Here is a 15,423-nt window from a genome sequence, read left to right as displayed (position 1 = left end):
CAGATGGCTTAGCCCAGGCAGCGGGTCACGTGCTTCACCGACTGATAGGCGGTCAGCCCCCAGGGGCCGAGCTCTCGGCCGATACCGCTGCCCTTGGTGCCGCCCCAGGAGGTTTCCACGAACACCGCCTGGACCGAGTTGATCCACACGTGGCCGACCTCCAGTGCCGCGGCGACGCGCTCGGCACGCTGCAGGTCGGCGCTGGCCACGGTGGCGACCAGGCCGAAGCGGCTGTCGTTGGCCAAATCTATGGCCTGCGCTTCGCTATCGAAGCGCCGCGCGCAGAGCACCGGGCCGAAGATTTCCTCGTTCCATAGACGGCTGTCGGTGGGCACATCGGCATACAGCGTCGGCGCCACGAACCAGCCCTGTCTTGCCAGGGGCTGGCCGCCCGCCAGGCAGTTGAGCTGTTCCTGCTGGCCGATGGCGAGGTAGTCGCCGACCTTGTGCCACTGTGCTTCGCTGCTCAGCGGGCCCATGTCGATCTCCTCGTTGAGCGGGTTGCCGACATGCGGGTTACCGACGCGCACGGCATTCAGCGCGTCGGCTAGGCGCGGCAGGAGGGTATCGGCGATGCCGTTCTGGATCAGCAAGCGAGAGGTCGCCGAGCACATCTGCCCGGCATTCCAGCAGATGCCGGCGATGATCCATTCGATGGCCTGATCGACATCGCAGTCGTCGAACACGATGATCGCCGACTTGCCACCCAGCTCCAGCGTCACGGGCCGGCAATGCTCGGCGGCGCTGTGCATGACGCGGCTGCCCACGGCATTGCTGCCGGTGAAGGACAGTTTGTCGATCTGAGGATGGGCACTCAGCGCCGCGCCAACCTCCGCCTTGCCGCCGACGATGTTCAGCACGCCTGCAGGCAGGCCGAGTTCGTCGGCGATCTGGCCGTAGGCCAGTTCGATCAGCGGGGTGACCTCCGAGGGTTTCAATACCAGGGTGCATCCGGCTGCCAGGGCCGGGGCGATCTTCCAGGCGCTGGTCACCAGGGGGAAGTTCCAGGGCACGATCAGGCCGACCACGCCGATGGCCTCCAACCGCGTGTGCGAGCTGAAGCCGGGGGCTGCCAGAGCAACTGGCCGGTTCTGCTGGTCGGCCAGGCCTGCAGCGAGATCGGCGTAATAGGCGAAGGTCGCCACGGCATCATCGATGTCCACCTCGGCCTCGTGGCGCGGCTTGCCGTTGTTGCGCATCTGCAGTTCGATCAGCGCATCGCGCCGCCCGCCGATGGCTGCGGCGAAACCGCTCAGGTAGCGGGCGCGCTCGGCTGGCGCGCTGCTCTTCCAGGCGGGCAGGGCCTGGCGGGCGGCGGCCACGGCTTGGTCGACCTGAGCGGTGCTGGCGGCACGCAGCTCGGCGAAAGGCTGGGCGAGGGCGGGGTCGACGACACTGAGAATCTCGGTGCCTTCGCCTGCGGCCCAGCGGCCAGCGATGTAGTGCGGCGTGTTCATGATCATGCTCCGGTAGCCGCGCCTGAGCGCGGTGGAAAGGTCGAGTGATTCAGGGGGCGAAAGGCGGCGCTTCGGCGAGTTCGATGAGCAGCGGGCGGTCATCCGGTGCCTCGCGCAGCAGGGCTTGCAGGTGCGCGTGGTCGCGGGCACGCTCGGCCAGGCAACCGAAGCCGCGGGCGATGGTCAGGAAGTCCGGGGTGTAGATGTCCACACCCAGCGGGGTGATGTCGCGGCGCTCCATGTAGCGCTTGATCTCGCCATAGCCCTGGTTGTTCCACAGCAGCACGACGATGCCGACCCGCGCCTCCACGGCGCTGGCCAGCTCCGGCAGGGTGAACTGGATGCCGCCGTCGCCCATCAGGCTGATCACCGGGCGCGTCGGTTCGGCCAGTCTGGCGCCAATCGCCGCCGGCAGGCCGTAGCCCAGGGTGCCGTAGCCGGTGGAGGCATTGAACCAGCGCCGCGGGCCGTCCAGTTCGACCAGGTGATTGCCGCTGTACACGGTTTGCGTCGAGTCGCCAACGAAGCGCGCCGTTGGCAATACCTCGAGGATGCAATCGAACAGGCGGCGATAGTGGGCCCAGCCGCTGAATTCCTCGGCCAGTTGCTGGCGAACCGCGCTGGCCCGCTTGGCCCCGCTGCCTTGCACTTCCCCGGCGCGGTGTGGCAGTTCGCTCAGCAGCGCCTCGATGGCCAGGCCCGCGTCACTGTGAATCGCCAGCGCTGGCTGCTGGTTGCGGGTCAGTTGGTCGGCGTCGATGTCGATACGGATCAGCTCGCCGCCGATGCGGAAGTTGCCGTCGAACACCACGTCGTAATCGGTCTCGCCCAGCTCGGTGCCGATGGCCAGTACCACGTCGGCGTTCAGCGCCAGTTGGCGTACCGGCGACAGCGACTGGTTGCTGCCCAGCAGCAGTGGGTGTTCGGCAGGCAGCAGGCCCTTGGCGTTGATGGTCAGTGCGGTGGGAGCATCCAGCGCCTCGGCCAGCTGGCGTACCGCCTCGGGCTGCGCCACGCAGCCTCCGCCGATCAGCAGCAGCGGGCTTTGCGCCTGGCGCAAACGCTGTGCAGCCTGCGCGATCAGCGCGGGTGGCGGGGCGGGGCGTGAAGCGATCAGCCGGGGTTGTACGTTCAGGTGGTCGGCTGGCGCGGTGATCACGTCCAAGGGCAATTCGATGTGTACCGGCCGCGGGCGCTGGCCATCGAACACCGCGAAGGCACGGGCCAGCACGTCGGGCAGTTCCTCGACGCTCATCAGGGTATGACTGAACGCGGCGACTCCGGCCACCAGCGCGCGCTGGTTCGGCAACTCGTGCAGGTAGCCGTTGCCCAGGCCGAGGCGCTCGCGCTCGTTGACGCTGGAGATCACCAGCATGGGGATGGAGTCGGCATAGGCCTGGCCCATGGCGGTGGCGATGTTGGTCATGCCCGGCCCGGTGATGATGAAGCACACACCGGGCTTGCCGCTCACCCGTGCATAGCCGTCGGCCATGAAGCCGGCGCCCTGTTCGTGGCGCGGGGTGACGTGGCGGATGCCGCTGTCCGGCAGGCCGCGATAGAGCTCGACGGTGTGCACGCCGGGAATGCCGAACACGGTGTCGACGCCCCAGGCCTGCAGTTGCTTGACGAGGAATTCCCCGCAGGTGGTCATGGCAGTTTCCTTTTAGTGGATATTGACGTGCCGGCGGCTGCGAGCCGGCACGCTGGCATGCAGTCGATGGCAGGCCTCAGGCGATGCGCGTGGCTCTCGTCTGAGGCCGGGTCAGCAGGCTGCCCACCACGAAGGCGAGCAGGCCGATGCTCAGGCTGTAGTAGATCGGCGTATTGGCTTCCAGGCCATCGCGGAACATGAACACCAGTGCCGTGCCGCAGCCCAGCGCCATGCTGGCGATTGCGCCGGTGGTGGTGGCGCGTTTCCAGTAGATGGCGCCGAGCATGGGAATCAGAATGCCGCCGACCAGCAGGTTGTAGGCCAGGGTCAGGGCGCCGATCACGTCGCTGACGATCAGTGCGATGACCAGCACCACCAGCCCGGTGAGAAAGGTGAAGGTGCGCGCCATGCCCAGGCTGGACGGGCGACCGCCACGCAGCTTGGGCAGCAGGTCTTCGGTCACCGTGGTGGAGGCGGCGAGCAGACCGGCGCTGGCGGTGGACATCATCGCGGCCAGCGCGGCGGCGATCACCAGGCCGCGAATGCCATCCGGCAAAGCGCTCTGCACGATCGAGGCGAAGGCGTTGTTGGCGTTGGCCAGGTCGGGCAGCAGGACCTTGGCGCACATGCCGATCAGCGCACCGACCAGGCCATAGATCACGCAGTACACACCGGCCAGGCTGCCGGCCACCCGGGCCACGCCCTCGCTGCGCGCGGTGAACACGCGCTGCCAGATGTCCTGGCCAATGAGGATGCCGAAGAAGTAGATCAGGAAGTAGGTGAGGATGGTGTCGTAGCCGATGGTGGTCAGGCTGAAGGCGGTGTCCGGCAGCTTCGCCACCAGTGCGTCCCAGCCGCCGACCCGGTACAGGCAGATCGGCAGCAGCACGAACATCAGGCCGACCGTCTTGATCACGAACTGGACGATGTCGGTGAGGGTCAGCGACCACATGCCGCCGATGCTCGAGTAGATCACCACCACGCCACCGGAAAGCAGGATGGCGACCCAGAAGGGCAGGTCGAACAACACCTGCAGCACGGTGCCGCTGGCCAGGGTGGAGACCACGGCGATCATCAGCGCATAGGCGAACATCACCACCGCACTGGCCTGCCGCGCCATGGGCGTGTAGCGGCGTTCGAGAATCTGGGTGACGGTGAAGATGCGCAGCTTGAGCAGCGGCTTGGCGAGAAACAGGTTGAGCACGATGATGCCCGCACCCAGGGCGGCGCACAGCCAGAACCCGGAAATGCCATGCACGTACCCCAGGCGTACGGTGCCCACGGTGGCGGCGCCGCCAAGTACCGTGGCGGCCATGGTGCCCATGTAGAAGGCCGGGCCGAGGTTGCGCCCGGCCACCAGGTAATCTTCCTGATTGCGCGCTCGGCGCATGCCATACCAGCCGAGCAGCAGCATGCCGGCGGCGTAAACGATGACTACGGATATATCCAGGATCATGGTTTCGTTCTCGTTTTTCTTGGCTGTGATCCGGGCGCCTGGCGCCCGGTGTGCGAAGCGGTCGAGGGCGCGCTCAGGCGATCCCGGCATCGTTCAGGGCGGGCGCAGCGTTGCTTTTCAGGCGTATCCAGCGCGGGCCGGCGGGGCCATAGACGCTGGCCGGCTCGGGGAACAGATGGAGCAGGGCGAGGTAGAGCACGGCGGCCATGCTCAGGGTGATCGGCAGGCTGACGTCGATGCCGCCCGCCAGCTCGCCCAGGGGACCGACGAACTGGCCGGGCAGGTTGACGAAGCACAGGCCCACCGCCGCGCTGGGAATCCACGCGCCGAGGCCGCGCCAGTTCCAGCCATGCTGGAACCAGTAGCGGCCGCCACGCTCGCCACGGGTGAACACCTGCAGGTCATCGGCGTGGTAGAAGCCGCGCCGCACGATCAGGCCGAGGATCATGATCACCATCCAGGGGCTGGTGCAGGTGACGATCAGCACGGCGAAGGTCGATACGCTCTGCACCAGATTGAAGGCGAAGCGGCCGATGAAGATGAAGGCGATGGCCGCCACGCCGATCAGCAGGGTGGCGCCCGCGCGGCTCATCAGGCGCGGGAACAGGCTCGACATGTCCAGGCCGGTGCCATACAGCGCCGTGGTGCCGGTGGACATGCCGCCGATCACGGCGATCAGGCACACCGGCAGGAAGAACCAGGTCGGCGAGATGGCCAGCAGGCCGCCGACGTAATTGTTGGCTTCGATGTACTGCGGCGCCTGGCTGGCCACCAGCGTGGCGGTGCACAGGCCGAACAGGAAGGGAATCAGGGTGCCGGCCTGGGCGGCGAGCACGGCCAGCATGATGCGACGCTTGGGCGTGTGCCGCGGAATGTAACGCGACCAGTCGCCGAGAAAGGCGCCGAAGGAAACCGGGTTGCTCATGGCCAGCAGCGCGGCGCCGATGAAGGCGGCCCAGAAGCCCGGTTGTTCGAGGCTGACGGCACCGGCATAGCCCGCGTCGAAGGGCCCGGCGAAGGCGAAGAGGCCGAGCAGGAACAGCAGGCTGGATGCCCACACCGCGATCTTGTTGACCCACAGCATGAAGCGGAAACCGTAGATGCACACCACCAGCACCAGTACCGCGAACAGCCCGTAGGCCAGGCCCAGGGTCAGGTTGCTCTCGGGCAGGCCGATCAGCCGTTTGGCACCGCCGACCAGGGCATCGCCGGAACTCCATACCGACAGCGAGAAGAAGGCCACGGCGGTGAGCAGTGACAGGAAGGAGCCGACGATGCGCCCGTGCACGCCGAAATGGGCACCGGACGATACGGCGTTGTTGGTGCCGTTCAGTGCGCCGAACAGGCCCATGGGCGCGAGAATCACCGCGCCCACCGCCACGCCGAGGATGATCGCCCACACGCCAGCCTGGAACGACAGGCCGAACAGCACCGGAAAGCTGCCCAGTACCGCCGTGGCGAAGGTGTTGGCGCCGCCGAAGATCAGACGGAACAGATCGATGGGGGTGGCGCCGCGTTGATTGTCGGGAATCTGTTCGACACCGAAGGTTTCGATACGCGTCGATTGGCTCATGTGTTTCTCCAGCGCCTGTCACGATTTTTATTAGGGCGGTGTAGGGTCTGTTGACGTTTCACGCACGGCCGCGCCGGAGCCCGTTTTGCCGCGAGGCAAGGCACGAGCCGCGAGGTTTAGCGGGCTAAATGAGCCGGCGAGAAACGCCGCATCGCGGCAAAACCGGCCCGGCCCTGCGGGTTGCGCGGGAAATCTCGCCATGCGTCGTTGGAGGACTTGAAAAGGGAACACCATTCCCTGCGTCCTCCGCCTAGCCTGGCGAGATTTCTCGCGGCAACGCGGCTCGCTCTGAAACGTCAACAGACCCTAGGCACGCTGACCCCGTTATTCACCCCCGACAGTCATCGGGTGGTGGTGCGTTGGCAGTGCGGCAAGGCCGCGTGGAACCGACAGGGCTCCAAACCCGCAAGGGTGTATCCGGCACGGCGAGCTTCGGATGGCTCGCTGATGTCCGTTCGTTTTCAGCTGGCGCTTGGGGCTGACAGATGCTCGTGGCAAGCCAGCCAGCGCTCTTCTTCGCGGCGGAACACGATGGTTTCCCGTTCGCTGAGGTGCAGTTCTTCGCCGCCCACCCGCAGGTGCGTAGCGACGTCGTGGATGAAGATGGCTGCCTCACCCTGCAGGCTGACGTGGGCATTGCTGGAGCGACAACCGAGCACCGCGAAACCCTCCGCCTGCCAGCTTCGCCACAGCGCCTGATAGGCCTCACGGGACTGCAGTGGCTGTGCCAGGGTGTGGAAAACGAAGGTGGCATCCTCGCTGAAGCAGGCGAAGTAGCGCGTCGTGTCATTGCTGGCGAAGGCGTCCACCAGTTCGGCGGCGGCCGCGCGAACCTCGGCCACGCGGCTCATCGGCGCACCACGCCGGGCAGCACGCAGAGCATTTCGTAAAGCAGGTTGGCGCCGAGCAGTGCGGTATTGCCGGTGGTGTCGTAGGGCGGCGACACCTCGACCAGGTCGCAGCCCACCAGGTTCAGGCCCTGGCAGCCGCGGATGATCTCCAGCGCCTGGATGGTGGTCAGCCCTCCGACTTCCGGGGTGCCGGTGCCGGGCGCCCAGGCCGGGTCGATGCCGTCGATGTCGAAAGACAGGTACACCGGGCCGCCGTCGACCTTGGCGCGGACTTCTTCCATCAGTGGCGCGAGCGATTTGTGCCAGCACTCTTCGGCCTGCACCACGCGAAAGCCCTGGCGGCGGCTCCAGTTGAAATCGTCGGCGGTGTAGCCCTGGGCACGCAGGCCGATCTGCACCACGCGCTCGCTGTCGAGCAGGCCTTCTTCCTGGGCACGGCGGAAGGTGGTGCCGTGGGCGATCTTCTCGCCGAACATGTGATCGTTGACGTCGGCGTGGGCATCGACATGCACCAGGCCGACCTTGCCGTACTTCTTCTTCATGGCCCGCAGGATCGGCAGGGTCAGGGTGTGGTCGCCGCCGAGGGTCAGGGGGATGATGCCGCGTTCGAGCACGGCGTCGTAGTGCGCTTCGATGATGCGCACGGCGTCGAGCAGATTGAAGGTGTTGATGGCCACATCACCGATGTCCGCCACGTTCAGGGAGTCGAAGGGCGCGGCGCCGGTAGCCATGTTGTAGGGGCGAATCATCACCGACTCGGCGCGGATCTGCCGGGGCCCGAAGCGGGTGCCGGAGCGTAGCGAGGTCCCGATATCGAGGGGGATGCCGATGAAGGCGGCGTCGAGTTTGCCAAGCTCGTCGGGCGTCTGCACGTGGGGCAGGCGCAGCATGGTGGCGATTCCGCCAAAGCGGGGCATTTCGTTGCCGCCCAGGGGTTGGTGGAGAACGTTGTCCACGGTGGCCTCACTCTTTCTTGTGGTTGTCGTGAGGCGATTCTGTTCAGGGAACGGGGTGCGACAAATCCCTGTGGGCAAATAATCAGTTCAGAGATTTCTGAACTATCGGCGGGTAGACTGGCGGCGTCGATGAACCTGCTGGAGCCTCTTCATGTCGTCCGCACTGCCCGATCTCAAGCTGCTGCGCATCTTCGCCTGTGTGGTGCGCAACCAGGGGTTCGCGGCCGCCCAGCAGGAGCTGAACCTCTCCACGTCGGCGATCAGCACCTACATGAGCCAGTTGGAAGCGCTGCTCGGCATCGTCCTCTGTCACCGGGGGCGGGGTGGTTTCAGCCTGACCAGCAAGGGCGAACTGTTCCATCAGGAAACCTTGCGGCTGCTGGCCGAGCTGGAAGGCTTCGAGCGGTATTCGGCAGCGCTCAAGGGCGAGCTGCGCGGCACCCTGAACCTCGGTGTGCTGGACTCCACCGTCAGCGACCCGGCCCTGCCGCTGGCCGAGGTGATCGGTGCCTACAGCGAGGAACACCCTGCCGTGCACCTGCACCTGGCGGTGCTCAGCCCTGCCGAACTGCAACTGGGGGTGCTGGAGAATCGTCTGGACCTTGCCATCGGCGCCTTCTCGGTACGCACCAACGGGCTGGTCTATCAGGCGCTGTACCGTGAGCAGCACTGGCTGTACTGCAGCGACCGGCATCCGCTGTACGCCCAGCGGCGGATCCCTGCTGAAGTGATCACCCAGCAGCGCATGGTTGGCCGTGGCTACTGGAGCCAGGCCGAACTGGCCCGCCACGGCTTCAAGCACAGCGCCGCAACGGTGGAGTCGATGGAAGCGCAGCTGATTCTGGTGCTCTCCGGCGCCTACATCGGCTATCTACCGGAACACCACGCGCAGCAATGGGTGGATCAGAAACGCCTGAAAGTGCTGCTGCCGACCACCTTCGGCTACCAGGCCCCCTTCACCCTGGCCCTGCGCCGCGGCCGCTCCCGCGAACCGCTGATCCAGAGCTTCCGCGACCGCCTCAAGGCCCAGCTGAACCCCGGCTAGGCTGCCAGCACTGCAAGTCCTGGGAGCGGGCGGGGACGCCTGGTCCATGCTCGCGATTCGGGCGCATGGCGCCCTCCCACAAAGGCCTGCGTTCGGCCGTAGGGCGGGCCGGGCGGCGATCCGCTTCAGCCCACCCAGTTGGCCGCACTGCGAGCGTGCTCAGCGCACCAGGCAGGGCTTCTTGTTATCGAAGGTCCAGCCGCTGATCAGGTACTGCATGGCCACGGCGTCGTTGCGCGCGCCCAGGCCCATGCCCTTGTAGCACTCGTGGGCCTTGGCCACGGCGTCCATGTCCAGCTCCACGCCGAGTCCCGGCTTCTGCGGCACCTTGACCAGACCCCCTTCGATACGGAATGGCTCCTTGGTCAGGCGCTGGCCGTCCTGCCAGATCCAGTGGGTGTCGATGGCGGTGATCTTGCCCGGCGCGGCGGCAGCCACGTGGGTGAACATGGCCAGCGAGACGTCGAAGTGGTTGTTCGAGTGCGAGCCCCAGGTCAGGCCCCAGTCGTTGCACATCTGCGCCACGCGTACCGAACCCTGCATGGTCCAGAAGTGCGGGTCGGCCAGGGGAATGTCCACCGATTGCAGCTGGATCGCGTGGCCCATCTGACGCCAGTCGGTGGCGATCATGTTGGTCGCGGTCGGCAGGCCGGTGGCACGGCGGAACTCGGCCATCACCTCACGGCCCGAGTAGCCGTTCTCGGCGCCACAGGGGTCTTCGGCATAGGCGAGCACGTGATGCTGGTCGCGGCACAGGCGGATGGCCTCCTGCAGCGACCAGGCACCGTTGGGGTCGAGGGTGATGCGTGCATCGGGGAAGCGTTCGGCCAGTGCGGTGACCGCCTCGATTTCCTCATCGCCGCGCAGCACGCCGCCCTTGAGTTTGAAGTCCTTGAAGCCATAACGCTCGTAGGCGGCTTCGGCGAGGCGCACCACGCCCTGGGCGTCCAGCGCCTCTTCGTTGCGTACCTGGAACCAGGCGTTGTCGGCATCCGCTTCCTGGCGATAGGGCAGGTCGGTTTTCTTGCGGTCGCCGACGTAGAACAGGTAACCGAGCATCTCCACGGCATCACGCTGCTGGCCTTCGCCAAGCAGGGCGGCGACCGGTACTTCCAGGTGCTGGCCGAGCAGGTCGAGGAGGGCAGCCTCCACGGCGGTGACGGCGTGGATGGTGATGCGCAGGTCGAAGGTCTGCAGGCCGCGGCCGCCGGAGTCGCGGTCGGCGAAGGTCTGGCGTACCTGGCCGAGCAGTTTCTGGTACTGGCCGATGGATTGGCCGAGCAGCAGTTGGCGGGCATCTTCCAGGGTCTGGCGAATGGCTTCGCCGCCCGGCACTTCACCGACGCCGACATGTCCGGCGTTGTCGCGCAGGATCAGCAGGTTGCGGGTGAAGAAAGGGGCGTGGCCACCGCTCAGGTTGAGCAGCATGCTGTCGTGGCCGGCAACCGGGATGACCTCCAGTGAGGTGATGACCGGGGTGCCTGTGTGGATATTGTTATTGTTCATCGCTTGACTCCTGTTGCCGTCGCCGGCGTTGCGGATGGTCTGGCTGCCTTGTTTGTGCAGCGGTAACGGATCGCTTCGGGTGTCGCTGGTGGTAGAGAAGATAACGCTATCATCATAAACAGATAACGTTATCATTCAAGCGTGAATATACAGATTGGCGGTTGCGGAAGATGCCTTTGGGGTGATTGGGGCACCTGAAAGGCTTGGCCGATGGAGGTGATGGCGTGGGTGTGATTCGAGATGGATCGCCCGCAAGCGGGCTCCTACATGGGAACCGTGAATCGTTTTCTAGATGTGGCCTGGGTTGATACCCCGCTCCCGGCTATCGCTGCGCTCAACCCTGGCTGCGGGAAGCGGCTTCCTGTCAGCCCGTGCTTTCACGCTCGATGATCGCAAAGCCGGTATCGACGCGCGCCTCGGCACCCTGGCCGTCGAAGCGGCGCAGCAGTGCCTCGGCGACCTGGTTGCCCATCTCCGCGGCATTCACGCTGACCGTCGAGAGGGCAGGGCTGGCGAACTGGCCGTTGAGGGTATCGCCGAAGCCCAGTACGGCGAGGTCGCCAGGTACCTTCAGGCCGCGGCTGGCGGCTTCGGTGAGCACGCCGAGGGCGACGGTGTCCGAGCTGCAGAAGATGAAATCCGGCTGCTCACCGCCATCGAGCAACGCGGCCAGGCCCTTGCGGCCGACTTCCCAGGTCGCCGGCAGGGGCAAGGTCTGTACCGCCACGGCGTCGACACCCAGGGCGGTGAGGCGCTCGATCACCGCATTGCAGCGGCGCAGCGCACGGGGATCGTCGACGCCGATCACCGCCCAGCGCCGGTAGCCCCTGGCGAAGAAGTGCTCGGCCACCGCGGTGCCGACCTGCTCATGGGAGAAGCCCACCTGCATGTCCAGGCCGTCTTCACTCAGGTCCCAGGCCTCGACCACCGGGATGCCAGCGGACGCCAGGCGCTCACGGCTGGCCTGGGTGTGGAAGGTGCCGGTCAGCACGATGCCATCCGGGCGGCGGCCGAGAATGGCGGCCAGCAGGGCTTCTTCATGCTCCGGGGTGTAGCCGCTCGGGCCGACCAGGGCGTGATAGCCGGCCTCGGCGAGACGGTCCATGATCGCCTGCACCACGCTGGCGTAGATCGAGTTCGCGATGGTCGGCAGCACGATGGCCACCAGGCGACTCTTGCTGGTCGCCAGGCCGCCGGCCATCAGGTTGGGCACGTAACCCATGGCACGCACCACTTCCAGCACATGGGTGCGGGTGGCATCGCTGACCAGCTCCGGGCGCTGGATCGCCCGCGACACGGTGATCGGTGAGACACCGGCCTTGAGAGCCACATCCTTGACCGTGATCGGCAGGTCGCCGAGGTCACCGCGGTCTTTGGCCAGCTCTCTGCGCGATTTTCTTGCCACGTGGTCGTCTCGGTCTTGAACGGTGGGTTGTCCGGCAGATTACGGCAGCGGCGCGATGTTGTCGCCCGTGCGCAGCATGTACAGGCGGAACACCACCACCGTGGTGAATAGCTGAAAGAGACCGAGCAGCAGGTCCAGCAGCAGGCGCCCGGCAGGCTCCGCGGCAATATCGCCGGCCCAGAAACCAACCAGCCACGGCGGCACCATGACCAGCATCACGCAGGTCAGAATCGGCCAGAAATGGCCTTGGGTCAGTTGCAGGCTCTGATGCAGCGCCTGCAGCGGCGACACCCCGCGCAGCACCAGCAGGTAGTCGGAAAACACCAGGCGCACCATCAGCCACAACCCCGGCAGGATGAACAGCGAGGCGCCGAGCATGATCGCCAGGGTGCCGATGCCGGCCAGCAGCACGAAGCGCGGCCACAGGCTCAGGCTCATGGCGACCAGCGCGCCCCTGGCCGGCTGCTCGCCCCGGCTGCGTGCGTCGATGAAGAGGATCAGCGCGGCGCTGTACAGCGGATAGAAGAGCAGCCCGAGCAGCACATCGTAGAGCGGCACCTTGGCGGCTGCGACCAGACCTTCGAGCTGCATGCTCAGCGCGGCTTCGAGCAGCAGGAAGGGCAGGCACAGGAGAATGATCTGCAGCAGGTTTTGCCGGAAGAAGAACCAGGCGTCACGCAGGGCGTCGAGGGGATTCATGGAAAGTCGCGGCCAGAAAAACAGGCCGCCATCATACGAGGGCGTCGGTTTCTCGACCAGCCACGAGACGAGTCGTGGTCACCATCGGGCCGCGTCTTTCGACCTGAGGGGCGCGAGACTGGCATACTGGCCACCCGTGCACCCCGCGCGAGCCCTTGTGAGGATGTCCGGTGAAGAAAATAGCCGTGTTCGCCGATGTGCAGAATCTCTATTACACCGTACGCCAGGCCTATGGCTGTCACTTCAATTACACCGCGCTGTGGGCCGAGCTGGCCGGCGGCGGCGAGATCGTCGAGGCATACGCCTATGCCATCGACCGTGGCGATCCGAAGCAGCAGCAGTTCCAGCAGATCCTGCGCAACCTCGGCTTCACCGTGAAGCTGAAACCCTACATCCAGCGCAGTGACGGTTCGGCAAAAGGGGACTGGGACGTGGGCATCACCATCGACGTGATGGACGCGGCGGCGAACGTCGACAGCGTGGTGCTGGCCTCCGGTGACGGCGATTTCGATCTGCTGCTCGAACGCATTCGCCAACGTCATGGCGTCGAAGCCGTGGCCTACGGCGTTCCCGGGCTCACCGCGCAGTCGCTGGTGCGCGCGGCCACTCGTTATGTGCCCATCGAGGGGCATCTGTTGCTGAAACACTGAGGCTTTACGTGAAACCCATTGCTGTCATCGACTTCGAAACCACCGGCATGTCGCCGGCCCAGCAGGCCCGCGCCACCGAAATCGGCGTGGTGATCATCGAGAACGGGCAGATCACCGCGCGTTACCAGAGCCTGATGAACAGCGGTGCCTGGGTGCCGCCGTTCATCGAGCAACTGACCGGCATCAGCAATGCCATGCTGCGCAGCGCACCCCCGGCAGCCGAGGTGATGCACGAGGTCGCCGAGTTCGTCGGCGACATTCCGATGCTGGCGCACAATGCCTCCTTCGATCAGAAGTTCTGGGACGCCGAGCTGGGCCTGATCGGCCGCACGCGTGTCCAGCAGTTCGCCTGCTCGCTGTTGCTGTCGCGGCGTCTGCTGCCTGGCGCACCGAGCCACAAGCTTGGCAACCTCAATCGCTGGGCGCGCCTGCCGGACACCGGCAAGGCTCACCGGGCGCTGGCCGACGCGGAAATGGCCGCCAACCTGACGCTGCATCTGTGTCGCCTGCTGCGCGAGCAATACGGCCGCAGCGTGGTCGATCACGACTTCCTGCGTCAGTTGCAAGGCATGTCCGCAGCCAAGGTGCGTGCGCTGCTCGGTGCCCTGAGTTAACGGCCGTCGCAGTTGCCGGTCGGCTACTAATAGTTCTCATTTACTTTGCCTCGTGGCGCTCTCTATACTGCCCGCCCCCTGATGGCTGACGCCGTCGAAACATGGCCGAGGTGGATGATGGAGTGGGGCGGAATCAATTTGCGCTGGGCCTACACCGATCTGCTGCTGAGCCTGAGCCGGCGTACCCATTGCGTGCAGCGTGCCTATGACGTGCTGCACGATGCCTTCATTCGCTTCGTGCTCGCCAACCAGCGTGGCGTCATCGAACAGCCCAACGCCTACCTGCGGCGCATCGCCCATTCCGTTCTGATCGACCATTACCGCGACGCTTCGCGCTATCAGCCGTTTCCCGAGGCTGGCAGCGAGCCGCGCATGGATCTGGACGAGGGCGCGTCGTTCGTCCCTTCGGCCGAACATCTGGCCGACCTCCAGCAGCGTCTGGATGCCCTGCAGCGCATTCTCGATTGCCTGCCGCCGCGTTGCCGCGAGGTGTTCTGGCTGGTGCGTATCGAAGGGCACCGCCAGGTGGAGGTCGCCGCGATGCTGCAGATCAGCACCACCATGGTCGAGCGCCACCTGGTGCGTGCCTTGCTCGATCTGCACGAGGCCCGCGAGCTGCTCTGCCCATGAGCGCGCGGCGTCGTGAGGCGGCGCACTGGTTCGCGCGACTGCTCGAGTTGCCGGACGATCACCCCGAACGCCAGGTATTCGCCAACTGGCTGGCCGCCGACCCGCGCAACGCTCAGGAATTTCACAGCTTCAAGCGCTTGTGGGGCGACTTCTCCAGCACCGATCAGACCCGTGCCCTGGCTGGCGCCATGGAGAACGTCGGGCGCCGGCGCTTCCTGCGCAACGGCATGCTCGGCGGCTTGCTGCTCGGCGGCCTGGGTGCCTGGCTGCTGGCCCGCCATGCCGCGCGCCAGGAACTGCAACTGTTCACCGGCATCGGTGCGTTGCGGCGCATGCAGCTGGCCGACGGCAGCGAGGTGCAGATGGATGCCGATACACGCATCCAGGTGCTCTTCGATGATCGCGTGCGGCATCTGACGCTGTTGCGTGGGCGGGCCATCTTCGACGTGCGCCACGACCCGCAACGCCCCTTCGTGGTGGATGCCGGCGCGGCACAGGTGCGGGTGCTGGGGACGCGTTTCGTGGTCGAGACGTTCGACCGGCGCGTGCAGGTCAGCGTGGCCCGTGGCCGGGTCGCGATGACCAGCGGCGAGCAGCGCATCGAGCTGGGCGCCGATCAGGTCGGCCTTTATCGTGAGTCTGTCGGGCTGCGGCGTTCGGATCGCAAGGCGGCGGGCGCTTTTGGCTTCAGCAGCGGCAGCCTGGTTTTCGAACAGGCCGACCTGGGGGAGGTGGTGGCCGGCCTTGCCCGTTATCGCGAAAAGCCGCTGCGCCTCGAGCAGCCGGTCATGCCGCAGACCCTCACCGCCGTGGTACAGGTGGCCGATATCGAGGCATTCGTTCAGGCCTTGCCGCAGCTTGCCGGGGTACGCCTGCAGGAGCGTGCCGACGGCACCCTGTTGCTGCCGCGCTGAAAATTTTCGCGTTCCA

At 66.1% G+C, this 15,423-nt stretch carries 14 protein-coding genes; 5 read left to right on the top strand and 9 right to left on the bottom strand.

Annotated features, from left to right (window positions below; translation table 11 throughout):
- Positions 1 to 8: 8 nt before the first annotated feature.
- The 6 genes from ACT9T4_RS10475 to speB all read right to left on the bottom strand — a co-directional run bounded on the left by ACT9T4_RS10475 (position 9) and on the right by speB (position 7,944).
- Positions 9 to 1,457 carry an aldehyde dehydrogenase family protein gene (locus ACT9T4_RS10475; protein ID WP_499116846.1) on the bottom strand — a complete coding sequence of 483 codons (1,449 nt, stop codon included), beginning with the start codon at positions 1,455 to 1,457 and terminating at the stop codon, positions 9 to 11.
- Positions 1,458 to 1,506: 49 nt separating this feature from the next.
- Positions 1,507 to 3,108, bottom strand: a complete 1,602-nt coding sequence (locus ACT9T4_RS10470) for a 5-guanidino-2-oxopentanoate decarboxylase (protein ID WP_499116844.1) — start codon at positions 3,106 to 3,108, stop codon at positions 1,507 to 1,509.
- A 76-nt stretch (positions 3,109 to 3,184) separates the two neighbouring features.
- A complete protein-coding gene (locus ACT9T4_RS10465; protein WP_179539058.1) occupies positions 3,185 to 4,564 on the bottom strand; it encodes a sodium:solute symporter family protein in 1,380 nt (459 codons plus the stop codon).
- Positions 4,565 to 4,637: 73 nt separating this feature from the next.
- Entirely contained in the window at positions 4,638 to 6,137 is a 1,500-nt protein-coding gene (locus ACT9T4_RS10460; protein ID WP_499116842.1) for a purine-cytosine permease family protein, read from the bottom strand.
- Positions 6,138 to 6,598: 461 nt separating this feature from the next.
- The gene (locus ACT9T4_RS10455; RefSeq protein WP_179539057.1) at positions 6,599 to 6,988 is read right to left on the bottom strand and encodes a YybH family protein; all 390 of its coding nucleotides are present in this window, start codon (positions 6,986 to 6,988) and stop codon (positions 6,599 to 6,601) included.
- Positions 6,985 to 7,944: an agmatinase gene (gene speB / locus ACT9T4_RS10450; RefSeq protein ID WP_179539056.1), complete on the bottom strand. Its 960-nt coding sequence runs from the start codon at positions 7,942 to 7,944 to the stop codon at positions 6,985 to 6,987. The genes ACT9T4_RS10455 and speB overlap by 4 nt, the downstream gene beginning before the upstream one ends.
- A gap of 151 nt (positions 7,945 to 8,095) precedes the next feature.
- Here speB and ACT9T4_RS10445 point away from each other — a divergent pair, with 151 nt between their 5' ends.
- A complete protein-coding gene (locus ACT9T4_RS10445; RefSeq protein ID WP_042552998.1) occupies positions 8,096 to 8,989 on the top strand; it encodes a LysR family transcriptional regulator in 894 nt (297 codons plus the stop codon).
- Between the two features lie 159 nt (positions 8,990 to 9,148).
- Here ACT9T4_RS10445 and gudD read toward each other — a convergent pair whose 3' ends face one another.
- From gudD to ACT9T4_RS10430, 3 genes are all read right to left on the bottom strand, one after another.
- On the bottom strand, positions 9,149 to 10,495 hold the full coding sequence (gudD, locus tag ACT9T4_RS10440; protein ID WP_499116839.1) for a glucarate dehydratase: 1,347 nt from the start codon (positions 10,493 to 10,495) through the stop codon (positions 9,149 to 9,151).
- Positions 10,496 to 10,859: 364 nt separating this feature from the next.
- Complete coding sequence (locus ACT9T4_RS10435; protein WP_179539055.1) at positions 10,860 to 11,900, bottom strand: LacI family DNA-binding transcriptional regulator; 1,041 nt, start codon at positions 11,898 to 11,900, stop codon at positions 10,860 to 10,862.
- Between the two features lie 39 nt (positions 11,901 to 11,939).
- Complete coding sequence (locus tag ACT9T4_RS10430) at positions 11,940 to 12,599, bottom strand: YciC family protein (protein ID WP_499116837.1); 660 nt, start codon at positions 12,597 to 12,599, stop codon at positions 11,940 to 11,942.
- Between the two features lie 170 nt (positions 12,600 to 12,769).
- Here ACT9T4_RS10430 and ACT9T4_RS10425 point away from each other — a divergent pair, with 170 nt between their 5' ends.
- From ACT9T4_RS10425 to ACT9T4_RS10410, 4 genes are all read left to right on the top strand, one after another.
- A complete protein-coding gene (locus tag ACT9T4_RS10425; protein ID WP_042553003.1) occupies positions 12,770 to 13,249 on the top strand; it encodes an NYN domain-containing protein in 480 nt (159 codons plus the stop codon).
- 8 nt (positions 13,250 to 13,257) lie between these two features.
- Positions 13,258 to 13,863 (top strand): 3'-5' exonuclease, encoded by a 606-nt coding sequence (locus ACT9T4_RS10420; protein ID WP_042553004.1) that lies wholly within the window; start codon positions 13,258 to 13,260, stop codon positions 13,861 to 13,863.
- Positions 13,864 to 14,001: 138 nt separating this feature from the next.
- A complete protein-coding gene (locus tag ACT9T4_RS10415; protein WP_197076973.1) occupies positions 14,002 to 14,493 on the top strand; it encodes a sigma-70 family RNA polymerase sigma factor in 492 nt (163 codons plus the stop codon).
- A complete protein-coding gene (locus ACT9T4_RS10410; protein WP_179539054.1) occupies positions 14,490 to 15,407 on the top strand; it encodes a FecR family protein in 918 nt (305 codons plus the stop codon). The genes ACT9T4_RS10415 and ACT9T4_RS10410 overlap by 4 nt, the downstream gene beginning before the upstream one ends.
- The last annotated feature ends 16 nt before the right edge of the window (positions 15,408 to 15,423 follow it).

The organism is Pseudomonas sp. SZ40 (assembly GCF_052958135.1).
Note: the sequence above shows the minus strand (reverse complement) of the source record. Positions and strands in the feature narration are given on the sequence as shown.

What these genes read in the sequence shown, in the direction of transcription:
- ACT9T4_RS10475 (WP_499116846.1), bottom strand. Translation starts at nt 1,457, where the DNA reads ATGAACACGCCGCACTACATCGCTGGCCGCTGGGCCGCAGGCGAAGGC.
- ACT9T4_RS10455 (WP_179539057.1), bottom strand. Translation starts at nt 6,988, where the DNA reads ATGAGCCGCGTGGCCGAGGTTCGCGCGGCCGCCGCCGAACTGGTGGAC.
- ACT9T4_RS10470 (WP_499116844.1), bottom strand. Translation starts at nt 3,108, where the DNA reads ATGACCACCTGCGGGGAATTCCTCGTCAAGCAACTGCAGGCCTGGGGC.
- gudD (WP_499116839.1), bottom strand. Translation starts at nt 10,495, where the DNA reads ATGAACAATAACAATATCCACACAGGCACCCCGGTCATCACCTCACTG.
- ACT9T4_RS10445 (WP_042552998.1), top strand. Translation starts at nt 8,096, where the DNA reads ATGTCGTCCGCACTGCCCGATCTCAAGCTGCTGCGCATCTTCGCCTGT.
- ACT9T4_RS10465 (WP_179539058.1), bottom strand. Translation starts at nt 4,564, where the DNA reads ATGATCCTGGATATATCCGTAGTCATCGTTTACGCCGCCGGCATGCTG.
- ACT9T4_RS10410 (WP_179539054.1), top strand. Translation starts at nt 14,490, where the DNA reads ATGAGCGCGCGGCGTCGTGAGGCGGCGCACTGGTTCGCGCGACTGCTC.
- ACT9T4_RS10460 (WP_499116842.1), bottom strand. Translation starts at nt 6,137, where the DNA reads ATGAGCCAATCGACGCGTATCGAAACCTTCGGTGTCGAACAGATTCCC.
- ACT9T4_RS10430 (WP_499116837.1), bottom strand. Translation starts at nt 12,599, where the DNA reads ATGAATCCCCTCGACGCCCTGCGTGACGCCTGGTTCTTCTTCCGGCAA.